General features: G+C 64.5%; 20 protein-coding genes. 12 read left to right on the top strand and 8 right to left on the bottom strand.

Translation table 11 applies throughout. The annotated features are described in order from the left end of the window. The first annotated feature begins 2 nt into the window (after positions 1-2). A complete protein-coding gene (locus AT959_RS14650; protein WP_066884318.1) occupies positions 3-218 on the top strand; it encodes an RNA-binding S4 domain-containing protein in 216 nt (71 codons plus the stop codon). A 44-nt stretch (positions 219-262) separates the two neighbouring features. Here the strand turns inward: AT959_RS14650 and AT959_RS14645 are convergent, their stop codons facing one another. The 4 genes from AT959_RS14645 to AT959_RS14630 form a co-directional block, all read right to left on the bottom strand. Continuing rightward, on the bottom strand, positions 263-523 hold the full coding sequence (locus AT959_RS14645; RefSeq protein ID WP_066884316.1) for a hypothetical protein: 261 nt from the start codon (positions 521-523) through the stop codon (positions 263-265). A 51-nt stretch (positions 524-574) separates the two neighbouring features. Then, positions 575-3733 (bottom strand): bifunctional diguanylate cyclase/phosphodiesterase, encoded by a 3159-nt coding sequence (locus tag AT959_RS14640; protein WP_066884314.1) that lies wholly within the window; start codon positions 3731-3733, stop codon positions 575-577. 105 nt (positions 3734-3838) lie between these two features. Beyond that, entirely contained in the window at positions 3839-4483 is a 645-nt protein-coding gene (locus tag AT959_RS14635) for a DUF47 domain-containing protein (protein ID WP_066884312.1), read from the bottom strand. After that, positions 4480-5523 (bottom strand): inorganic phosphate transporter, encoded by a 1044-nt coding sequence (locus AT959_RS14630; RefSeq protein WP_066884310.1) that lies wholly within the window; start codon positions 5521-5523, stop codon positions 4480-4482. Before AT959_RS14630 ends, AT959_RS14635 begins: the two co-directional genes overlap by 4 nt. A gap of 262 nt (positions 5524-5785) precedes the next feature. Between AT959_RS14630 and AT959_RS14625 the strand changes: the two genes are divergently transcribed. After that, positions 5786-6658, top strand: a complete 873-nt coding sequence (locus AT959_RS14625) for an alpha/beta hydrolase (protein WP_066884308.1) — start codon at positions 5786-5788, stop codon at positions 6656-6658. A 45-nt stretch (positions 6659-6703) separates the two neighbouring features. Here the strand turns inward: AT959_RS14625 and AT959_RS14620 are convergent, their stop codons facing one another. From AT959_RS14620 to ccoG, 3 genes are all read right to left on the bottom strand, one after another. Further along, positions 6704-9346, bottom strand: coding sequence for a PhnD/SsuA/transferrin family substrate-binding protein (locus AT959_RS14620; protein ID WP_066884306.1), 2643 nt, complete (start codon positions 9344-9346; stop codon positions 6704-6706). Then, positions 9343-10329 carry an ABC transporter substrate-binding protein gene (locus AT959_RS14615; RefSeq protein ID WP_066884304.1) on the bottom strand — a complete coding sequence of 329 codons (987 nt, stop codon included), beginning with the start codon at positions 10327-10329 and terminating at the stop codon, positions 9343-9345. Before AT959_RS14615 ends, AT959_RS14620 begins: the two co-directional genes overlap by 4 nt. 139 nt (positions 10330-10468) lie before the next feature. Then, a complete protein-coding gene (gene ccoG, locus AT959_RS14610) occupies positions 10469-11884 on the bottom strand; it encodes a cytochrome c oxidase accessory protein CcoG (protein WP_066884302.1) in 1416 nt (471 codons plus the stop codon). Between the two features lie 343 nt (positions 11885-12227). Between ccoG and AT959_RS14605 the strand changes: the two genes are divergently transcribed. From AT959_RS14605 to AT959_RS14585, 5 genes are all read left to right on the top strand, one after another. Next, positions 12228-13571 carry a sigma-54 interaction domain-containing protein gene (locus AT959_RS14605; RefSeq protein ID WP_066884300.1) on the top strand — a complete coding sequence of 448 codons (1344 nt, stop codon included), beginning with the start codon at positions 12228-12230 and terminating at the stop codon, positions 13569-13571. A gap of 94 nt (positions 13572-13665) precedes the next feature. Continuing rightward, positions 13666-14001 (top strand): ArsR/SmtB family transcription factor, encoded by a 336-nt coding sequence (locus AT959_RS14600; RefSeq protein WP_066884298.1) that lies wholly within the window; start codon positions 13666-13668, stop codon positions 13999-14001. Beyond that, positions 13998-14501, top strand: a complete 504-nt coding sequence (locus AT959_RS14595) for an arsenate reductase ArsC (RefSeq protein WP_066884296.1) — start codon at positions 13998-14000, stop codon at positions 14499-14501. The genes AT959_RS14600 and AT959_RS14595 overlap by 4 nt, the downstream gene beginning before the upstream one ends. After that, positions 14498-15565, top strand: coding sequence for an ACR3 family arsenite efflux transporter (gene arsB / locus AT959_RS14590; protein ID WP_205629923.1), 1068 nt, complete (start codon positions 14498-14500; stop codon positions 15563-15565). The genes AT959_RS14595 and arsB overlap by 4 nt, the downstream gene beginning before the upstream one ends. Next, positions 15552-16151, top strand: coding sequence for a sigma-70 family RNA polymerase sigma factor (locus tag AT959_RS14585; RefSeq protein WP_066884294.1), 600 nt, complete (start codon positions 15552-15554; stop codon positions 16149-16151). The genes arsB and AT959_RS14585 overlap by 14 nt, the downstream gene beginning before the upstream one ends. Before the next feature lie 84 nt (positions 16152-16235). On the opposite strand, the gene AT959_RS14580 is transcribed toward AT959_RS14585, so the two are convergent. After that, positions 16236-16697, bottom strand: coding sequence for a PaaI family thioesterase (locus AT959_RS14580; protein WP_066884292.1), 462 nt, complete (start codon positions 16695-16697; stop codon positions 16236-16238). A 244-nt stretch (positions 16698-16941) separates the two neighbouring features. Between AT959_RS14580 and AT959_RS14575 the strand changes: the two genes are divergently transcribed. From AT959_RS14575 to epsE, 5 genes are all read left to right on the top strand, one after another. Then, a complete protein-coding gene (locus AT959_RS14575; protein ID WP_066884290.1) occupies positions 16942-17457 on the top strand; it encodes an FxDxF family PEP-CTERM protein in 516 nt (171 codons plus the stop codon). Between the two features lie 10 nt (positions 17458-17467). Continuing rightward, positions 17468-18004, top strand: a complete 537-nt coding sequence (locus AT959_RS21635; RefSeq protein WP_066884288.1) for an FxDxF family PEP-CTERM protein — start codon at positions 17468-17470, stop codon at positions 18002-18004. Between the two features lie 177 nt (positions 18005-18181). Next, entirely contained in the window at positions 18182-19393 is a 1212-nt protein-coding gene (epsL, locus tag AT959_RS14565; protein WP_338032517.1) for an XrtB/PEP-CTERM-associated polysaccharide biosynthesis outer membrane protein EpsL, read from the top strand. 66 nt (positions 19394-19459) lie between these two features. Then, on the top strand, positions 19460-20404 hold the full coding sequence (locus AT959_RS14560; protein WP_066884284.1) for an EpsD family peptidyl-prolyl cis-trans isomerase: 945 nt from the start codon (positions 19460-19462) through the stop codon (positions 20402-20404). A gap of 18 nt (positions 20405-20422) precedes the next feature. Next, the gene (epsE, locus tag AT959_RS14555) at positions 20423-21244 is read left to right on the top strand and encodes a polysaccharide export protein EpsE (protein WP_066884282.1); all 822 of its coding nucleotides are present in this window, start codon (positions 20423-20425) and stop codon (positions 21242-21244) included. Positions 21245-21248: the final 4 nt, after the last annotated feature.

The raw sequence follows: 21248 nt of genomic DNA, 5'->3' as shown, positions 1-21248 counted from the left end.
TCATGACCATCCAGTTTGCCGTGCACGGCGAGTACATTCAGCTCGACCAGCTACTCAAGGCCACCGGCCTGTGCGATTCCGGCGGTTCGGCCCACATGGCGATCGCCGAGGGCATGGTCAAGGTCGATGCGGCGGTCGATACCCGGAAAAGGGCAAAATTGCGCCCGGGCCAGACCGTCAGTTTTGCCGGTGAAACGGTGGAGTTGATCGCCGAGTAAGAAAGAACGCGGCCGCCCCGGCGACTGCCGGGCGGCCCCGAGCGCTAGCGGTCGCGGACCCGGCCGAAGATTTCGGCGGCGCTTTCCACGATGACGGTCGTCGTCGTGCTTTCATCCGTGGTGGTCACGGTCTCGCTGCTGTAACGGCCAAAGTACAGTTGCCATTCCGATTCCGAGACTTCGCATTCTTCGATTTCCGGGATGCGCCGTTCGGTCGTCCGCCGCCTGTCCTTCCAGCCGTGCGGCGGGCCGATGTCGTTTTGGCGTCGGTCCAGTTGCGCCCGGCGTTCGATCGTCTTCTTCATGGCGCCCTCCCTTGGTTTGTTGCCCGCTGGGTACTTTATACGCAACAAAAATTAGATCATCACATGCGGTGGCGGTTCCTTGGTCTGCTGCCAGTTTTCCGGGGCGCGCCAGGTGGCCAGCCAGTGGGCCAGATCGGCGGCCGGCATCGGGCGGGCGATGCCGTAGCCCTGGCCGAGTGCGCAGCCGAGCTCGAGCAGGGCCGAGCCGTGCGCCACGCTTTCGACGCCTTCGGCGATCACCTTGCGGTTGAAGGCTTCGGCCAGCCCGATGACGCCCTTGACGATGGCCATGTGCTCGCTGTCGTCGAGCATGGCGCGGACGAAGGACTGGTCGATCTTCAGCGTATCGGCCGGCAGGTGCTTCAGGTAGAGCAGCGATGAATAGCCGGTGCCGAAATCGTCGAGTGCGAAGGAAATGCCCATCCGCCGGCAGGCGCTGATCACTTCGGCGGCATGGGCGGTGTCGTGCAGCGCTGCCGTTTCGAGGATTTCCAGTTCGAGCAGGCGGCTCGGCAGTTCGGGAAAGGCGGAGAGCAGGGCGGCCAGGCCCTGGGTGAAATCCGGTTGCTGCAGGTGGCGGGGCGATATGTTGACGCTGATGCAGAGCTCGATGCCAGCGCGGTACCAGGCATCGAGCTGGCTCAGTGCGCGGTGGATGACCCATTCGCCGAGCGTCACCGAGAAGTCGGTGTCCTCGGTCAATGGCAGAAATTCGCCGGGCATGATCAGGCCGCGTTCCGGGTGGCGCCAGCGGATCAGTGCCTCGGCGCCGATCACGCGGCCGGCCCGCATGTCCACCTTGGGCTGGTAATGCAGTTCGAATTCGCCGGCCGTCAGCGCCTGCTGCAGGCGGTCGAGCGCCGTGCGTTCGGCCCGGGCCACCTGATCCTTGAAGGGGTCGAACATGAAATAGCGGTTGCCGCCGCTCTGCTTGGCGATATACATCGCCTGGTCGGCATGGCGCAGCAGGAGATCAGGGTCGGCGCCATCGTCGGGGAAAATGGTGATGCCGATGCTGGCCGAGACGTGGCCGCTTTCTTCCGCCAGCAGGAAGGGTTGGCGGGCGCTGTCGATAATGCGCCGGATGACCTCGATGCACTCCTCCTGGCTGTCGAGGTCGTTGATCAGGATGACGAATTCGTCGCCGCCGAGGCGGGCCAGCGTGTCGGTCAGGCGAAGTTCCTTGCGCATGCGCTGGGCGAACTCGATCAGCAACTGGTCGCCGGCGGCATGGCCGAGGCGGTCATTGACCTGCTTGAAGCCATCAAGGTCGAGCAGGCAGACGGCGAGCTGCTTCTGGTTGCGCTGGGCGAGGGCGATCGACATGTGCAGGCGGTCGCCGAGCAGGGTCCGGTTCGGCAATTCGGTCAGCGGGTCGAAATGGGCCAGCTTTTCCAGCCGTTGCTCGTGTTCCTTCTGCAGCGTGATGTCGGCAAAGATGCCGACATAGTGATCGACCTTGCCGCCGCCGTCGCGCACGGCCGAGATGGTCAGCAGTTCGGCGTACAGCTCGCCGTCCTTCTTGCGGTTCCAAATCTCGCCCTGCCAGTAGCCGTGTTCGGCCAGTGCTTCCCACATGCTGGCGAAAAAACCGTCGCCTTGATGCGTCGACCGCAGCAGGCTGGGCTTGAGGCCGATCACTTCGGCGCGGCCGTAGCCGGTGATGTCGCAGAAGGCCTGATTGACGTCGATGATCCGGGTCTCGGCGTCGGTGATGATGATGCCCTCGCGGGCGTGGGAAAAGACGCTGGCCACCAGGCGCAGCTGCTCGGCCGCCGCGTGCCGTTCGGAGACATCGAAACAGGCGCCGAGGTAGCCGATGAAATCGCCGTTGATATCGAGGAAAGGCCGGCCGACATCGAGCAGCCAGCGATACTCGCCATCATGCCGGCGCAGCCGGTATTCCAGCGAAAAGGGCTGGCGCCGCTGGAAACTGTCGAGGTAATGCGCAATGGTTGCCTGGCGATCTTCCGGGTGGAGGCCGTCGGCCCAGCCGTCGCCGAGTTCCTGATCCAGTGCGCGGCCGGTGAAGTCGAGCCAGGTGCGATTGAAATAATCGCATTTGGCATCGAGTCCGGAGCGCCAGATCAGGGCCGGAAAGCTCTCCAGGACGGAGAGATAGAAGTCGCGCGACCGACCGACCTCGTGCTCGCTCGCTGCCAGTTCCGCCGTCCGCGCAGCGACCCGGTCTTCCAGTTCGTTGCGCGCCTCGTTCAGCGCCTGGTCGGCAATTTCCCAGCGTCGGGCAACGACGAAGGCGGTGGCCAGGCCGACACTGCCGCAAGCGAGCAGGATCAGTGCGACGAGCAGCACGCTCTCGCGGACGGCGTCCTTGTATTCGGCCAGCACGCCGTCCAGCCGGCGCTGGAGGACCAGGTTCCAGCCGGCGTCGAGGTGCTGGAAGAAACTCAGCCATTCGGTGCCGCTGCTGTCCGTCCACCGCGTGAAACGGACCTCGCGGCCGGTCTCGGCACCGGTTTGCAGCAAGGGGTGCTCGTAACGGAAAAACTGTCCTTCCGGGCCGATCTGGGCCGGGTCGGTATGAGCGATCAGCTTGCCCTGGCGGTCGGTCAGCAGGCCGACATCGAAGGGGGCAATATGCTGGGCGGCGACCAGTTCGGACAATTGCTGGAGGAGCAGGACGGCGCCGAAGTGGGCATAGATTTCACCGTCGGCATCGAGCAGCGGAATATCGATGACGACGGCCAGTTTTCCATCGGCCCCGATCAGGCTGTCGGAAATGGCCGGCCGCTTGGTCCGGCTGGCTTCCTGGAAGTAGGTGCGGTCGGCCAGGTTGTACTTTTTCAGCGTGCGCTGAACCTCGTACGGGTGCGACAGGTAATGGTCGCCATTGGGCAACAGGATGAAAACAATCGACAGCGCATCGCTCTGGGCGAGCAGGGTGTCGAGCACCCGGCGCTTGTCGGCTTCGTACTCGGGCGGAATGCCGTTCAACTGGCGGTCGACCGCGGCAATGGCATCGAGCCGGGCAAATTCCTTGAACTGGCTGGTGTAAGAGAGCAGGGTGCGCGCTTCGTCGATGCGCCGCTGCATGGCCTGGCCGATCGAGCGGACCAGCGCCTTGTGCTCGACCGACCAGCGTTCGATGGCCAGTTGCCGGTGCGAGTGTTCAAGGAAGACGGCAACGGTCGCCAGAGCGACAATGGTCGGCAAAATGAAGGCGAGCAGAATTTTCAGCTTCTGCGTCATTCCTCGCAATCTCCTGAGTCTGGTGTGGTTGAAGCGCTCTGGCGGCGCTTTCAGGCGCGGGGCTTACTCATCATAAAACAGATTGTGCGATGTTTAATTTGATCCTCAGCACATTTTGACCACAATGTCGTGCAGGGTGTTGGCGCAATTGGCCATGCGGTCGGCGGCATTGGACAGGTGACGATAAATTTCACGCCGTTTGAACATGTGGATGTAATCCTCACCCTGGAACAGTTCGGCAATCGCCCGGCGGTAGGCTTTTTCCACCTTGCGCTCGGCCTTGCGCGCGCAGTCGGCATCCTCGGCGGCGCTGGCCGGCTGCTTGGCGAGCTTGGCATAACCGAGGGCCAGCGCATCGGCGCCGAGCTTGATGTGCATTGCCATTTCCAGGCAGCGCTTATCGGGGGCGAGGCAGAGCACGTCCATTTCGCTGACCGTCGTCTTGCAGTAATTGACCACTTCGTCGAGGTCGATGATGGCGCGGTAGAGATCTTCGCGGTCGATCGGCGTTGAGAAGGCCTCGTTCAGCGTGTGCAGGTTGCGCACCTTGATGCGGTCGGCCTCGTGCTCGTCCTGGCGGATCTGCTGGCCGGTCGCCGGGTCGCCGCTTTCCATGAACTCGACGAGCAGGCCGGCGGTGTGCGCGACATGCTGGCACTGCTCGGTGAGCAGCGTGAAGAAGTCCGGCATTTTCGGGAAAACGCGTTCGAACAGGCGGCGGAAGATGGGCGGGCGGCTTTCTTCGCTCATGGCTTGCCTCCGAGAAAGAGATTGACCAGGGCATAGGCCTGGATGGCGACGAGGGCGGCGCCGGGGATGGTGATCAGCCAGGTCAGTGCGATGTCCTTGGCCTTGCTCCAGCGCACGGCGCGTGGCCGCTCCGAGGCGCCGATGCCCATGATCGAGGTGGCGACGACATGGGTGGTCGATACCGGGGCGCCGCCGAGCGAGGCGGCGAGGATCACCGCGGCCGAGGTCAGTTGCGAGCCGAGGGCGTGGATCGGTCGCACCCGGTAGATGGCGAAGCCGAGCGTGCGGACGATGCGCCAGCCGCCGGACATGATGCCGAGCGTGATCGACGAGGCGCAGGCGAGCATGACCCAGAACGGCACTTCGAAACTTGGAATGAAGCCGCCGAGGAGCAGGACCAGGGTCAGGATGCCCATGCTTTTTTGCGCATCGTTGGCGCCGTGCGAAAAGGCGAGGCCGGCGGCGGTGACGAACTGGGCGGCACGCAGCCGCGAATTGGCGGCCGGGTTGGCGGCGAGCAGCGCCGTGGTCAGCAGGCGGTGGGTGACGAAGCCGGCCCAGAAACCGATCAGCGGCGACAGCAGCAGGGCGGCCAGGACCTTGACGATGCCGGTCAGGTGCCCCTCGGCCAGTTCGGCAAAGCCCCAGACGACATGCTCGCTGCCGACCGAAACGACGACGGCGCCGATCAGGCCGCCGACCAGCGCATGCGAGGAAGACGACGGAATGCCGAAATACCAGGTGCCGAGATTCCAGACGATGGCGCCGATCAGGCCGCAGAGCAGGATCGACAGCGAGAGCAGCGGCGCCACGCCATCGAGGGCGACGAACTTGCCGATGGTGTTGGCGACCGCGGTGCCGCCGAGCAGCGGCCCGAGAAACTCGAAGACGCCGACGATAATCACCGCCTGGGCCGGCGTCATGGCGCGTGAGGCGATGACGGTGGCGACGATGTTGGCGGCGTCGTGAAAGCCGTTGGTGTAGTCGAAAACGAGGACGATGACGACCGTTGCAATGGCCAGGGTGAGCAGGGTGTCCATTGCTGTCCCCGGCAGATCAGGCGGGGCTGGCCGGCAGGTCGGGGCAGGGCGCTTGGCGCATGGTCTCCTCCTCTTTTGCGAACCAGTATAGCGCCGATTGAGTGGCGGTTTTCCTTGTCGGACGGCGATTCCTGCGGTCGACGGCGTAAAATCAGCAAAAACCGATATTCAGGAAGGACGTGCCATGCACCAGCCGGGATTTGCCCAGATTTCCTGCCGCTTTGCCCCGGGCGGATCGGGCAGCTTGCCAGAGCTTCGCTGAATGCCCGGCTGGTCGATTCTGCTTGGGCTGGGCCTCGCGGTCGGTGGCCTGAATTTCGCCATCCGCCGCGCCCTGGCTGCCGAGCGGGTGGTCGAGTCGGACGAGCCGGACGGCCTGCCCTGGCGTGCAGTGTGGGTGCCGACGGCGAATGGCAAGCAGTTGTTCGCCTGGTTCATTCCGGCCGCGCCGGGGGCGCCGGCGCTGGCCGTCATGCACGGCTGGGGCGGCAATGCCGAAATGATGTTGCCGCTGGCCGGGCCGCTGCATGCCGCCGGCTATACGCTGCTCTTGCTCGATGCGCGTTGCCACGGCCGCAGCGATGGCGACAGCTTTGCCTCGCTGCCCCGCTTCGCCGAGGATCTGGAGGCCGGACTGGCCTGGCTGCGCCAGCAAGCCGAGGTTGATCCGGCGGCACTCGGCGTGGTCGGCCATTCGGTCGGGGCGGGGGCGGCATTGCTGGTTGCCGCGCGCCAGCCGGAGCTCAAGGTCGTCCTCAGCCTGGCCGCCTTCGCCCATCCGGCCGCCATGATGCGCCGCTGGCTGGCGGCGAAGGGCGTGCCGTATTGGCCGTTCGGCGCCTATGTGCTGGCTTATGTGCAGCACGTGATCGGCCACCGCTTCGAGGCGATTGCGCCGCTCAACAGCATTGCCGCCATCGACTGCCCGGTGCTGCTGGTGCATGGGCTGAACGACCCGGTCGTGCCGGTCGACGAGGCGCGGGCGATCCACGCCCGGCGGCGTAGCGAACGGGTCGAACTGCTGCTGGTCGCCGGCAGCCATGACGACTATGGCGATATCGGCCTGCAGTTCGGCGCCATTCTGGCTTTCATGGCGCGCGCCTGTCCGGTGGGTCCGACCGGCGGCGAAATCTGAGCGTTCGCGGCAGGCCTGCGGTCGACCAGCGCTACAGGCCGTTTTTCAGCGGCCTTGCTCCAGCCACTGGTTGAGCGTGGCAAACAGGACGGCCGGTTTCACCGGCTTGGCGAGGAAGTCGTTCATGCCGGCCGACAGGCAGTTCAGGCGGTCTTCGGCAAAACTGTTGGCGGTCATCGCGATGATCGGCAGGTGCCGGGCCTTGGCCAGCAGGCGGATCTGGCGGCAGGCTTCGAGGCCGTCCATTTCCGGCATCTGCATGTCCATCAGGATCAGGTCGTAATCCCCGGCTTCGACGCAGCGCAACGCGGCGAGGCCGTTTTCCGCGGTGTCGACCTGCAGGTGGACTTCGCGCAGGAAGTGCAGGGCGATTTCGCGATTGACCGGCTCGTCCTCGACGAGGAGGATGCGCCGCCCGGCATGCTGGTGCAGCAGATGCTGGCGCGGGTCTTCCTGGGTCGCCGGCACGACGGGCTGCGCCTGCGGCGTCGTGACCTTTTTCAGGCGGACGGTGAACCAGAAGGTGCTGCCGAGACCGGGTTGGCTCTCGCCGCCGGCATCGCCGCCCATCAGGCGGGCCAGTTGCCGGGTAATGGCCAGGCCGAGGCCGGTGCCGCCGAACTTGCGGGTGGTCGAACTGTCGGCCTGCTCGAAGGCTTCGAACAAGCGGGCGAGATCGTCCGGCGCGATGCCGATGCCGGTATCGCTGACTGCGAAGTGCAGCAGGCTCGATACCGGGTCTTCTTCGACAATGCGGCAAGCCAGCGTGATGCTGCCCTGCTCGGTGAATTTGATCGCGTTCGAGGTGTAGTTGAGCAGGGCCTGCTGCAGCCGGGTTTGGTCACCGCGCCAGAAAGTGCTCGGTATGTCGGTGGCGACCCGCAGTGCCAGACCCTTGGCCGTCGCGTGCTCGGCCATCATCGACGCGATGTTGCCGAGGATGGCGGCCGGCGAGAATTCGCTTTCCTCCAGCATCAGTTTCTCGGCCTCGATCTTCGACAGATCGAGAATGTTGTTGATGATGCCGAGCAGATGCTGGCCGGCCCGCTCGATCTTGTCGATCCGCTCGTCCTGCTGCGGCGGCAGGCCGCTGCGCTTCATGACATAGGCCAGGCCGGTGATGGCATTGAGCGGGGTGCGGATTTCATGCGACATATTGGCCAGGAAACTGCTCTTCGCCCGGTTCGCCGCCTCGACCAGTTCGCGCGTCCGTTCGCGGACCAGTTCTTCGAGGTGATGACGGTGCTGTTCCAGTTCGTCGTTGGTCCGCTTGCGCTCGGTAACGTCATGGCCGACGCCGAGCACGCCGAGCACTTCGCCGTTTTCGCTACGCATCGGGACCTTGGTCGTTTCGAGCAGGATGCGCCGGCCGTCGCTGGCCATATTGACCCATTCCTCGTTGATGCTCGGCTGGTCGGCGGCCAGCGCCTTGCGATCATGGGCGCGGAAAAAGTCGGCCAGTTCGGGCTCGACGAAGTCATAGTCGGTCTTGCCGACAATCTCGCTTTCCCGGGCCCCGAAAAAGGCTTCGAAAGCCGGGTTGCAGGCCATGTAGGTGCCGTTCAGATCCTTCAGCCAGACCAGGTCGGGCAGGGTCTGGACCAGGGTTTTCAGGATGCCGCGTTCCTGCGACAGTTTGTCGGCGTAGCTTTCGCGCTCGCGGTGGGCCGAACTCAGCCTGCGATGGCTCAGGCTGAGCCGGATGGCGAGAAAGCTGATGGCCAGCGCCGCGCCGACGCCGAGCAGCAGGAACAGCCGGTAGCGCTGCCAGACGTCCTGCCAGGTGAATTGGGGCGGCGCCGCGAACGGCGCCAGGCGCAGGTCGCGCATCGCTTGCTCAACCGGCGAATAGTCGGCCGGAATGTTGAAGCCCTGAATGCCGGCGGCACGCGCCGCCGGGTGGTTCTGGTCCAGCGTCAGCAAGGCGATCGTTGCCTGGCGGGCCAGTTGCGGGGCAACGTGGGGCATGGCGATGAACGGCCATTCCGGGTACAGGCGGGTCGAGGCGACGAAGGGAAAGCCGGACAGCGGCTGCCGGTTGATCACTTCGAGTTGCCCCGGCGTTAGCTTGCCCTCGCGGATCAGGCTTTCCAGCGTGCCGGTACGGATGAAGCCGGCGTCGGCCCGGCCGTCGAGCACGGCATCGATCACCTGCTCCTGCGGCTGGCCGGTGAAGACGATGGCGAGTTCCCGGAGGTCGATGCCCTGCTGGCGCAAGGTCTCGGCCTGGGCGACATAGCCGGCCAGATAGACCGGGCCGGCAGCGGCCACCTTCTTGCCGCGCAGATCGGCCAGTTGGTGCAGTTCATCGCGTTCCCGGCGGCGGACGATGACGCCGCCCAGGGCCGGCGCCGGGATACCGTCTTCGAGCCGCGCCAGCGTGGCGAGGGCGCCGGTCATCGCGCTGTTCTCGCGCAAGTGAATGAAGTGGGTCGGGTCGGTCAGCACGAAGTCGAGCTGGTTGTTGCGGATCGCCGCGTCCATTTCTTCCTGGCTGAGGATCTGCAATTCCACCTTGTGTCCGGGCAAGGTTTGCCCCAGATAGTCGGCCAGCGCCTGCCACTGGCTGCGCAGCACGCTGGGCGGGCGATAGGCGAACAGGCCGAGGCGCAGCACTTCCTCGGCCAGCGCGGCGGACGGCAGGCTGGCCAGGGCGAGACAGAGCGCGAGCAGGGGGCGCAGCCTCATGGGCTTTCGCTGTCCGGCAGATAGGCGTCACTGATCAGGCCGTGCAGATCGTCGGCCTTGCTCAGCAGGCCGCCGGCCAGCATCAGGCTGGACAGTTCGCGACCGGCCGCGGCCAGGCGGCCGCTGGCGGCAAGCAGGCTCTTGTTCTGGGCGAGGCCGGGCAGGTGGAGGCCGTGGAAGGCCTGCAGGGCATCGTCGCCGGGCAGGCCGAGGTGGCTGCCAATCCGGTAGGCGGTGTCCTGGGGGTTCTGACGGAGTTGGCGCAGGCCGCGAAAATGGGCGCCGATCAGGGTTTTGACCGCCTCGGCATGACGCTCGGCCGCATCCTGGCGGATCGCCAGCACGTCGAAGATGGTTTCCGGAAATTGCCGGCTGTCGATCAGGCGGTGGGCGCCGGCGGCGAGTACGCGGCTGGCAGTCGGTTCGTAGCAGACCAGGGCATCGAGCTGGCCGCTGCGCCAGGCGTCGAGATGCCCTTCCATACTGATCTGGCGGATCTCGACGTCACTCGCCTGCAGCCCGGCCAGGTTGAGCACCTTGGTCAGGACGAGGGCGCCGAGGGCCGAGGTTTCGGCACCGATCACCTTGCCGCGCAAGTCGGCCAGCCGGCGGATCGCCGGGCGGGCGAGCACGACATCGGCGCCGGCCGAGATGTCGAAAACCAGGACGACGGTCAGGGCCTGCCCCTCGGCCCGGGCGCGCAGCACTTCGTCGAGGGTCAGGGCGGCGGCCTGGACCTGGCCCTGGGCGAGGGCGGCGATCGACTGCGAGGCGGAGGAGGTTTCGAACAGGCGGATTGCTTCGCTGGGCAGCCAGCCTTCGCTCTTGGCCAGAAACATCATTTCATAGCCGGGCCAGGCATGGCTGGCAACGGCCAGCGGTGCCTGGTTCTGGCAGCCGCCGAGCCAGGGCAGCAGCGATGCGGCGGCCAGACGGCGCAGCAGTCGGCGGCGGGCTGGGCGAGGCGGGGAAAACGCTGGCACGTTGTGCTTCTCGGCGGGATGGGGCAGGCCGGACTATAGCAAAAATGCCGCTGGTCTGTCCGGCGGCACGGCCCGCGCGGCGGACGAAAAAAAGGCGGGAGATGAACTCCCGCCAAGGCGGAGTCGGTTGGCCCTGCGCTCAGGGCATCAGGAACGAGGCCTTTTCGCGAACCTTGATTTCCGGGTTCTCGCTGGCGACGATTTCGAAGTGAATCGGGTTGGCGCCCTGTTTGCCGGATTCCGGCGGCACGCGAACGACCGTGTTGAAGCCCTGCAGCGTCGCGGCCGGGACTTCGACTTCGCTGTCGCCGGCGATGCCGACGCCGTTCAGGCCATCGACCGTCACCTTGTAGCGGTGCGGCTGTTCCTCGGTATTCATGATCTGCAGCATGAAGACGTTCTCGATGTTGCCGTCGTCGGCTTCGCGGGCCAGCGTCGAACGGTCGCGGATGATGTCGACCTTGAGCGGGATGCGGTGCGCCAGGAACCAGGTGGTCAGGCCGAGAATGATGGCGAGGATCACCGTGTAGAGCAGGATGCGCGGGCGGACGATGTGGGCGACGATCTCCTGGCGCGTCAGGTGTTTTTCCAGCGCGTTCTCGGTTGAATAGCGCACCAGGCCGCGGGGCAGGCCGACCTTATCCATCACCTGGTCGCAGACGTCGATACAGGCGGCACAGCCGATGCACTCGTATTGCAGGCCGTTGCGGATGTCGATGCCGGTCGGACAGACCTGGACGCAAAGGCCGCAATCGACGCAGTCGCCGAGGCCGGCCGCCTTGGCATCGACCCCTTTCTTGCGGGCGCCGCGCGTTTCGCCGCGGGCCGGGTCATAGCTGACGATCAGCGTGTCGGGGTCGAACATCACGCTCTGGAAGCGGGCGTACGGGCACATGTACTTGCACACCTGCTCGCGCATGAAGCCGGCCATCAGGTAGGTGAAGCCGCCGTAGAAGAAGATCCAGAAAGCCTCCCACGGCCCGAGGTTCCAGGTGCGGACGTTCTCCATCAGTTCGTCGATCGGCGTGAAGTAGCCGACCAGCGTAAAGCCGGTCCACAGCGAGAGGAGCAGCCAGAGCAGGTGCTTGGTGCCCTTGAGGCGCAGTTTGCGGGCGTCGAGCGGGGCCTTGTCGAGCTTGATGCGGGCATTGCGCTCGCCCTCGATCCAGTTCTCGATCCACATGAACAGTTGGGTATACACCGTCTGCGGACAGGCGTAGCCGCAGAACAGCCGGCCGGCAATGGCGGTGACCAGGAACAGGCCGTAGGCCGAAACGATGAGCAGGGCCGACAGGTAGATGACGTCCTGCGGCCAGAAGACCAGGCCGAAAATGTAGAACTTGCGTTCGACGAGATGGAGCAGGATCGCCTGGCGCCCGTTCCAGTCCAGCCACAGGCCGCCGTAGAAAAGAATCTGGGTGAAGATGACGAGGCCGATGCGCCAGTTGTCGAACAGGCCGCGGACGCCTTTGGCGTAGATTTTCTTGCGTTTTTCGTAGAAGGAAACTTCAACCGGGGGCGTTTCCGGGGTCTGGCTCGGGCTGGCTTGGCTCATTGATCTCTTGGCTCTGAATTAGGGTTGGAAACCGGCCTCACTGCTGTCCGGAGTGTTCTGGCGACATCAAAGCAAGCCTGCGGGGCGAATGCGTTGAACATGTCGCCGACGCTCTCCGGGTAGCTTGACCACCCCCTGGGGGAAAGGGAGGAAAGCGCTGCTCTGGATGGCGTGACGTCCGGTCTCCATGACTTTAGTAACAAAATACGTGCCTGCCTGGGCAAGCTGGCTGCTTGGTCGATAAATCAATGTCTTGGCCAGTTTTTGTGGCAGCGCGGCTGGCCTGTGGTGAGCGCTTGTGACAATATTGACAGTCAAAATTGGCAAAACGGGTGGCGATGACATGACGGCACACTTTCTCAGCGAACTGCTTTCCTTTCTCGACGGCCTGCCCGAGCCACGCATTGTGATGAATGCGGATTACCGCATCGTCGCCGCCAACGCCGCCTATATCCGCGAGTTCGGGGGCGGCAAACCGATTGTCGGGCGCACTTGTTACGAGGTGTCGCACCATTTCGCCGTGCCCTGCGACCAGGCCGGCGAATCCTGCCCGCTCAAGCAAAGCCTCGAAGCCGGCACGCCGCAGCACGTCCTGCACCTGCATCACACGCCGCGCGGCGAGGAGCATGTCGCGGTCGAAACGACGCCGATCCGCGACGACCGGGGGCAGATCGCCTATTTCGTCGAAACCATGCGCGTCGTTCGCCAGGCCAGCAGCCGGGCGGCGGCGCAGGGGCTGGTCGGCCGTTCGCCGGCCTTCATCGGCATGCTGGAAAAGGTCTTGCGCGTCGCCAACTCGAATGCGGCGGTCGTGCTGCTCGGCGAAACCGGCACCGGCAAGGAACTGGTCGCCCACGCCATCCACGAGGCCAGCGCCCGCGAGGAGGGGCCATTCGTCGCGGTCGACTGTGCCGGCATGACCGAAACCCTGTTCGAGAGCGAGCTGTTCGGCTACGAGAAGGGGGCCTTCACCGGCGCCACGCACCGCAAACAAGGGCTGGTCGAGGCGGCGGCCGGCGGTACGCTGTTTCTCGATGAAATCGGCGAATTGCCCCTGTCCTTGCAGGTCAAGCTGCTGCGCCTGCTCGAAACCGGCACCTATCGCCGGGTCGGCGGGCTGGACTGGCTGCCGGCCGATTTCCGGCTGATCACGGCGACCCATCGCGACCTGCGGGCCATGGTCCAGGCCGAAACCTTTCGCCGCGACCTCTATTTCCGCATCAACACCTTCCCGATCCACACCCCGGCGCTGCATGAGCGGGCCGAGGACATCCCGCTGCTCGCCGCTTCCCTGCTCGAACGGGTCGATCGCAAGCCCGGCCGCAAGTTCTCGCCGGCGGCACTGGCCTGGCTGAGTGGCCGGCGCTTCAGCGGCAATATCCGCGAACTGCGCAACCTGATCGAGCGCGCTTCCCTGCTGGCCGATGGCGACACGCTGGAACTGCCGCACCTGACCGAAATGGCCGAAGATCTGCCGGCGGTCTTGCCGAATGCCAGCGGTGCTTTTCAACTGGCCGAAGTGCTCGATCTGGAAAGTGTCGAGCAGCGCTACCTGGCCTGGGCGGTCGACCGGCTGGGCGGCGATCTGTCGACGCTGGCCGGGCAGTTGGGCATCAGCCAGCGCACGCTGTATCGCAAATTGCAGGCAGTGCGCCAAGGGGCCAGCAAGCAGGGGGGCTCCGCTTAGTCATTCCCGCGCAGGCGGGAATCCAGAACTCTCCAGGCGCGGAAAGTGGTGGGTCGTGCTTGCCTTCGGATAATATTTCAACGATTATTGAAATATGGAATCAAAAACTGCCGTCACTGCATTGGGGGCGCTGGCCCACGCCACCCGTCTCGAAATCTTCCGCCTGCTCGTCCGCGCCGGCGCGGCCGGTCTGTCGGTCGGCAAGATCGCCGAGGCGCTGGCCATCGAGGCCAATGGCCGGCTCAGCTTCCACCTCAAGGAACTGGTCGCGGCCGGCTTGGCCGTGGCCCGCCAGGAAGGCCGGTTCATCTATTACTCGACCGACTATGCGGCGATGAACGAGTTGCTGCGCTACCTGACCGAGGATTGCTGCGGCGGCCAACCCTGCGGCGAAGCGGTCGATCTTTGCCATCCGGAAATCTGCCCATGAAAACTTTCAACGTGCTGGTGTTGTGCACCGGCAATTCGGCTCGCTCGATCCTCGGCGAGGCGCTGTTCAACCATCTCGGCGCGGGCCGCATCCGTGCCTTTTCAGCCGGCAGCCAGCCGAGCGGCCAGGTCAATCCGGTCGCCCTCGAAACGCTGGCGGCGCACGGCGTACCCTGGCCGAATGGCGGGCAGCCGCGCAGCAAGTCGTGGGACGAGTTCGCCGCGGCCGGGGCGCCGTCGCTCGATTTCATCTTTACCGTTTGCGCCAGCGCGGCCGGTGAAGCCTGTCCGATCTGGCCCGGCCACCCGGCGACGGCGCACTGGGGCATCGCCGACCCGGCCCATGTCGAACCGCTGGCCGCCCGCCGGGCCGCCTTCGAAACCGCCTATGGCGAACTGGAAAAACGCATCACGGCCTTTTTGAAATTGCCCCTGGAAACGATGTCGACCGCAGCAATCGTCGATGCGGCCCGCCAGATTCACGCCGAGGCCGCCGCATGAGCGCGCCCTGCGAAGTGGCGCTCGAACGGCCGGCTGCGGCCGCGATGAGCGGTTTCGAGCGCTACCTGTCGCTCTGGGTCTTTACCTGCATCGTTGCGGGCATCGCCCTCGGCCAGGCGATGCCCGGGGTCTTCCTGGCGATCGGCCGGATGGAGGTGGCGCAGGTCAATCTGCCGGTCGGGCTGCTGATCTGGGTGATGATCATCCCGATGCTGGTCAAGGTTGATTTCGGCGCCCTGCACGAAGTACGGCAGCATGTCCGCGGCATCGGCGTCACGCTGTTCGTGAACTGGCTGGTCAAGCCGTTTTCGATGGCTTTCCTTGGCTGGCTGTTCATCCGCCAGTTGTTCGTCGATTATCTGCCGGCCGAACAGCTCGACAGCTACATCGCCGGCCTGATCCTGCTGGCGGCGGCACCGTGTACCGCGATGGTTTTCGTCTGGAGCCGGCTGTCGAATGGTGACCCGCTGTTCACGCTGTCGCAGGTGGCGGTCAACGACCTGATCATGGTCTTCGCCTTCGCGCCGCTGGTCGCCTTCCTGCTCGGGATTTCGGCGATTACCGTGCCGTGGGCGACGCTGCTGATTTCGGTCGGCCTCTACATCGTCATTCCGGTGGCACTCGCCCAGTGGTGGCGCAAGTCGCTGCTGGCGCGCGGTCCGGCGGCTTTCGCCGCGGCCATGGCGAAAATCGGCCCGTGGTCGATCACCGCGCTATTGCTGACGCTGGTCCTGCTCTTCGCCTTCCAGGGTGAAGCCATCCTGCGCCAGCCGTTGGTTATCGCCCTGCTCGCCGTGCCGATCCTGATCCAGGTCTTCTTCAATTCGGCGCTGGCTTATTGGCTGAACCGGGCGCTTGGTGAAAAGCACAATATCGCCTGCCCGTCGGCCCTGATCGGCGCTTCCAATTTCTTCGAACTGGCCGTCGCGGCGGCGATCAGCCTGTTCGGCTTCGAGTCGGGGGCGGCGCTGGCGACGGTGGTCGGCGTGCTGATCGAAGTGCCGGTCATGCTGCTCGTCGTCCGCGTCGTCAATGCCAGCCAAGGGTGGTATGAGCGCGGCTGAATCCACCGGGGCGGGCTGCCTGCTGGCCGCCTGGCAGGCGGTGGCCGGCGAACTGCTCGGCTACCTGCGCCATCGCTGTGCCCGGCCGGAAGATGCCGAGGAGTTGCTGCAGGAAGTCTTCATCAAGGCGCTCCGCCAGGGCGAGGCGTTTGCTGCGGTCAACCAGCCACGCGCCTGGTTTTTCCAGGTGGCGCGCAATGCCCTGGCCGATCACCTGCGCTGCCGCCGCGAAACAATTGCCTTGCCGGACGATCTGCCGGCGATGCCCGGGACCGAGCCGGCCGTTGTCGAGGCGCTCAGCCAGTGCCTGCCCCGAGTGCTCAGCGAACTGTCGGCCGAGGACCGGCTGGCAATCACTTTCTGCGACATCGAGGGGCATTCGCAACAGGCGCTGGCCGATCAGCTCGGCATTTCCCTGGCCGGCGCCAAGTCGCGCGTCCAGCGGGCCCGGGCCCGCTTACGCCAGCAACTGGAAAGCGCCTGCCAGGTCCATTTCGATGCCAGCGGCACCGTCTGCTGTTTCACGCCGCGTCCGCCAATGGCTGAAGGGCAACTGCCTAAGGAAGTGCTGATTAAATCCGATTAGTCATTCCCGCGTAGGCGGGAATCCAGAAGCGTCAAGGCACTGGATCCCCGCTTTCGCAAGGATGACGATTTGTTCAGTGTTTCCCTAGGCCGTAAAACTATCCGGCATTTGCAGGGCGACGACTTCGCCGCGTGCGGTGGCGACACCTTCGGCATAAAGCGTCGCCTCGACGACGACCTTGCGGCCCTTGATCTCCTTCACCCGACCACGGATTTCCAGTTGCGGACCGAGCGGGGTCGGCTTTAGGTAGCTGACCTGCAGCGAGCCGGTGACGAAGCGGAAAGCCGGCAGGCTGTCCATCGCCCGGTTCTCCGCCCGGTACATCGCGGCAGCGGCGGTGCCGGTGCAATGGCAGTCGATCAGCGAGGCGAGCAGACCGCCATAGACGAAGCCGGGAATCGCCGTATGTTCTGGTTTGGGCTGAAAGCGGGTCACCGTTTCGTCGCCGTCCCAGAATGTCTTGATCTGGTGCCCATCGGCATTGAGCCGGCCGCAGCCGTAACAGTGCGCCACGTTCTCCGGGTAAAAATCCTGAAAGGCCTGCATGTTGTCTCCTGGTTGTTATTGCCAGCCGTTATCGTAGGCGCCCCGGTGGCTGGGCGGCCATTGCCGGGGCGGACAACGGGCATGCAAATCCCGCCAGCCGCTGCCGGCAACGCGCCTCGAAAGGCCTTTTCCGGTGCTCCGTCGTTCCGTGAAATAACTCACGGAATAGGCTGAATGGACTAATGGGGCCCTGTCGGCGGCTGGGTAAAATCGGCGCCATCAAATATTTCCCCGGGTTATCCCCATGTCAAAACTCAAACAACTGGCTTTTGCCGTCGCCGCACTGGCGCTGACCGGCACCGCCAATGCCGCGTTTTACACGCTCGGCCCGGTCGGCGTTTCGGGTTCCGCGCCGCTCGAAGTTGCCTTGCCGGACGGCGATCCGTTTTTCGACAGCTTCAGTTTCAGCCTGCTCTCCGGCAGCAGCGTGCAATTCGGCCTGACTTCGTTCTTCTGGGGCGCTTCGGCAGCCGATCTGCCCGGTTTCAGCTTCAGCCTGACCGGCGGTAGCGGGGCCGGCACCTATCTGCCGAACGTCGTTCTGGCCGACGACCTGGTCTCCGTCGGGCAAGTCCTGAGTGGTCTGCAGGCCGGGCAAACCTACACCCTGACCATTAGCGGTACGGAGTCAGCTGACCTGGGGCAGAGCTATTCTCTGCAGGCAGCGGCGCTGGCCGTTCCCGAGCCGGCCGGCCTCGGCCTGCTGCTCGGCGGGCTGGGCCTGATGGCACTGGCGCGTCGTCGCTACCTCGGTAAATGAAAGGTCGATCATGCTGAAAATCATCAAAAATAGCCTGTTCACCGCAGCGCTGTTGCTCGCGATCGGGGTGGTGCAGGCGAAACCGACGGAGAGCGCATTCATCTCCTCCGTCGCCCAGCCGGGTTCCTTCGCCCAGGAGTTCCTGCTGCTGACGGGCAGCGACTACTCGCCCAGCCAGGGCCGGATCTACGCGACCACCCTGAGCAACCTGTTCGATAACCTGTCGATCAACGTCTACACGGTGGCGGGCACCAGCCTGACCGGCGTGATTGCCGGTAAGAACAACGCCGACAATCTGGTGGCCAGTTTTAAGGACGCCGCCAACCAGGATGTCGATCTGGCCGGGGCAACTGCCTACAAGGTCGTGGTTTCCGGGCTGGCCGCTCAGAGTGGTGCCCAATTCACGCTGCGCGCCTCCTTTGCCCAGTCGCTCAGCGCCGCGCCCCAGTCGGTCAGTGCGGTACCCGAGCCGGCGACCTACGCCATGCTGCTGGCCGGTCTTGGCCTGATCGCCGGCATCGCCCGGCGCAAGGCGCGGCAGGTCTAGGGGGTATTTTCGCCGGTCGCGCGCCGCGCCTCTAAAAGGTGCAGTGCACAAATCGGTGAGTGCGTGGTCCGCCTTGCGGTGTGCTAGATCCAGACGGGGCAATGGCCCCGTCTTTCGTTTTTTTGTGCAATGCCATTTGTGTAAAATGTTGCAGTGCAATGTGATAAGATCGCAAGCATGATGTCATGTCAAAAATCGCTGCTCGCGTTCGCTTGCCTGGTGCTTTTACAAGCGCCCGGGGTGCGCGCCAACGAGGGCGACGTCCTGAATCTGAGCGCCACACTGTCATCGATGCGTGATGACAACCTGTTCCGCCTGGCCCCCTCGGTCGACCCGAAAAGCGTCGGCCTGGACGGCAAGTCGGACACCATCACGACCATGACGCTTGGTCTGAATTTCAACAAGTTGTTTGGTTTGCAGCGCCTGATCGCCAATGTCAGCCTGGTCGATAATCGCTACAAGACCAACGACTATCTCGATTTTCAGGCCCTGAACTACGATGCGAAATGGCTGTGGGCGGCCGGAACGCGCTGGACCGGCGAACTCGCCGTCGATCGCAATGAGTCGCTCAATTCGTTTTCCGACTACCGCAATTTCCGGGTCCGCAACGTCCGTACCATCGAGAACGAACGGTTCAGCGCCAACTACTGGTTTCATTCGAACTGGGCGGCAGTGGTCGGCGTTTCGCGCTACAGCCTGACCAACGAACAGCCCTTTCTGGCCGACAGCGACTACGACGCCAACGGCTACAACTACGGCCTGCGTTACCGGCCGCTGTCCGGCAACACGGTGACCGTGCGCGCCAAGCATCTCGACGGCACCTACTCGAAACGGCAGTTCAACAGCACGCTGCAGTACGACAACGGTTTCGTCCAGGACAGCTACGAACTCGATGCCGACTGGCGTCTGACCGGCAAGAGCCAGGTGCGCGGCCGCCTCGAATACCTGGCGCGCAAGCACGACCACTTCGCCGACCGCGACTACGACGGCTGGGTCGGCAATCTCGATTTCGCCTATGCGGCAACCGCCAAGGGCAGCCTCAATCTCGGCTACAAGCACGGCCTGGAAACCTTCCAGCAACTGACCTCCAGCTACTACGTGCTGGATGAACTGACGCTGGCCACCAAATGGGCCGCCACCAGCACCCTGACCGCCACCGCTCGCCTTGGCTACGGCCTGCGCTCCTACAAAGGCGAGATCGTCGCCTTGCCGGCCGGCACCGAGCAGCGGGAAGACAAGTTCACCCGCGTCGGCTTCGATCTGGCCTATCTGCCGGTGCGCTGGGTTGAGCTGAAGGCCGGCGTTGCCTACGAAAACCGTAACGTCAATTACGACTCGCTCGACTACAAAGACCGCATCGGCTTTGTCTCGGCCTCGGCCCAGTACTGACATGCGCCGCCTGTCCCAAACAACCCGCATCTGCCGCCCGCTGTCGGCCGGCAACCCGAATTCCGTATGCCCAACTTTGAAAGCGTCCACGTGAACAAGCTCAGCACCATCGCCAGTCTGGTCATTTCTGCCTTTGTCCTCAGTGCCTGCGGTGAACGCCCGCCGGAGAAGAAAACCGCCACCCAGGTCGTGGCCAAGGTGAATGGCGGCGAAATCTCCGTGCATCAGGTCAATTACGTTCTGCAACGCACGCCCAACATCCCGCCGGCCCAGGCCGATGCCGCCAAGCGCCAGGTGCTGGAAGGCCTGATCGACCAGGAACTGGCCGTCCAGCAAGCGATGGAAGCCAAGCTCGAACGGACGCCGACCGTCATGCAGGCGATCGAGAATGCCCGCCGCGAAATCCTCGCCCGTGCCTACCTCGAGCAATCGGTCGGCAAGCTGGGCAAGGCCTCGACCAGCGAAGTCGGCAAGTTCTACGCCGAACACCCCGAGCTCTTTGCCAACCGCAAGATCTACCGCCTGGAGGAAGTCCTCTTCGCCGCCACGCCGGACAATGTGGCCGTGGTCAGGGAACTGCTCGGCAAGGGCAAGAGCGTCGCCGAAATCGTCACCGGCCTGAAGGCCAAGGGCGTTGAAGTGGTTGGCGGTGTTACCGTCAAGCCGGCCGAACAACTGGCCCTGGAAATCCTGCCCAAGCTGGCTCAGGCCAAGGAGGGGCTACCGCACTTGATCGAAACCCCGGGCCGTGCCGCGATCATCACCGTGCTCGCCAGCAAGTCCGAGCCGCTCGATGAAGCCAAGGCCCAGCCGTTCATCGAGAACTACCTGAGCAACAAGCAAAAGGTTGATCTGGCGCGCGACTCGATGAAGCAATTGCGCGACAAGGCGAAGATCGAATACGTCGGCGAGTTTTCCGGCACCCCCGCGGCGACAGCTGCCGCACCGGAAAAGGCCGCGGCAACGGGCGGCGATGCCGTCATCAACAAAGGCATCGGCGGCCTCAAGTAAGGCGTGGGCAAGCAGACTATGAACTACCTCAAGCAACTCTCCCTTGGCTTTCTGCTCGCGCTGGGCCTCGTGCTCGGCGCCTCGGCGCAGGACAAGCAGGCCGATTACCGACTCGGCGCCGGCGACGCGATCAAGATCAGCGTTTTCCAGAACCCGGACCTCACCGTTGAAACCCGTGTCGCCGAAAGCGGCGCCGTTACCTATCCGCTGATCGGCGCCGTGCAACTGGGCGGCCTGTCGATTGCCGATGCCGAGCTGGCCATTGCCTCCAAGCTGCGCGAAGGCGGCTTCGTGCAAAAGCCGCAGGTCAATATCCTGCTCGTTCAGGTCAGGGGCAACCAGGTTTCCGTGCTCGGCATGGTCAACCGCCCGGGCCGTTTCCCGATCGAGACCGGCAATACCCGTATCACCGACATGCTGGCCACGGCCGGCGGAGCCATGCCTTCGGGGGCCATTGGCGGCGGCGCCGATGTCGTCACCCTGGCCGGCATTCGCGAAGGCAAGCCCTTCCGCAAGGAAATCGACATTCCGGCGATGTTCATCACCGGCAATACCGAACTCGATATTCCGGTGGCCGGCGGCGACGTCATCTACGTCCATCGCGCCCCGCTGTTCTATATCTACGGCGAAGTCCAGCGTGCCGGCTCCTACCGCCTCGAACGCAACATGACCGTGCTGCAAGGCCTGGCCCAAGGCGGCGGCCTGACCATTCGCGGCACCGAACGCGGCCTGCGCATCCATCGCCGTGGGCCGGACGGTTCGGTCATCGTCGTTTCGCCGGAAAAATCCGACGCCATCCAGGCCGACGACGTGCTTTACGTCCAGGAAAGCTTCTTCTGACCAC

Source organism: Dechloromonas denitrificans (assembly GCF_001551835.1).
Taxonomy (GTDB): Bacteria; Pseudomonadota; Gammaproteobacteria; order Burkholderiales; family Rhodocyclaceae; genus Azonexus; species Azonexus denitrificans.
The sequence above is the reverse complement of the archived record's forward strand: the minus strand, read 5'-3'. Positions and strand labels throughout refer to the sequence as shown.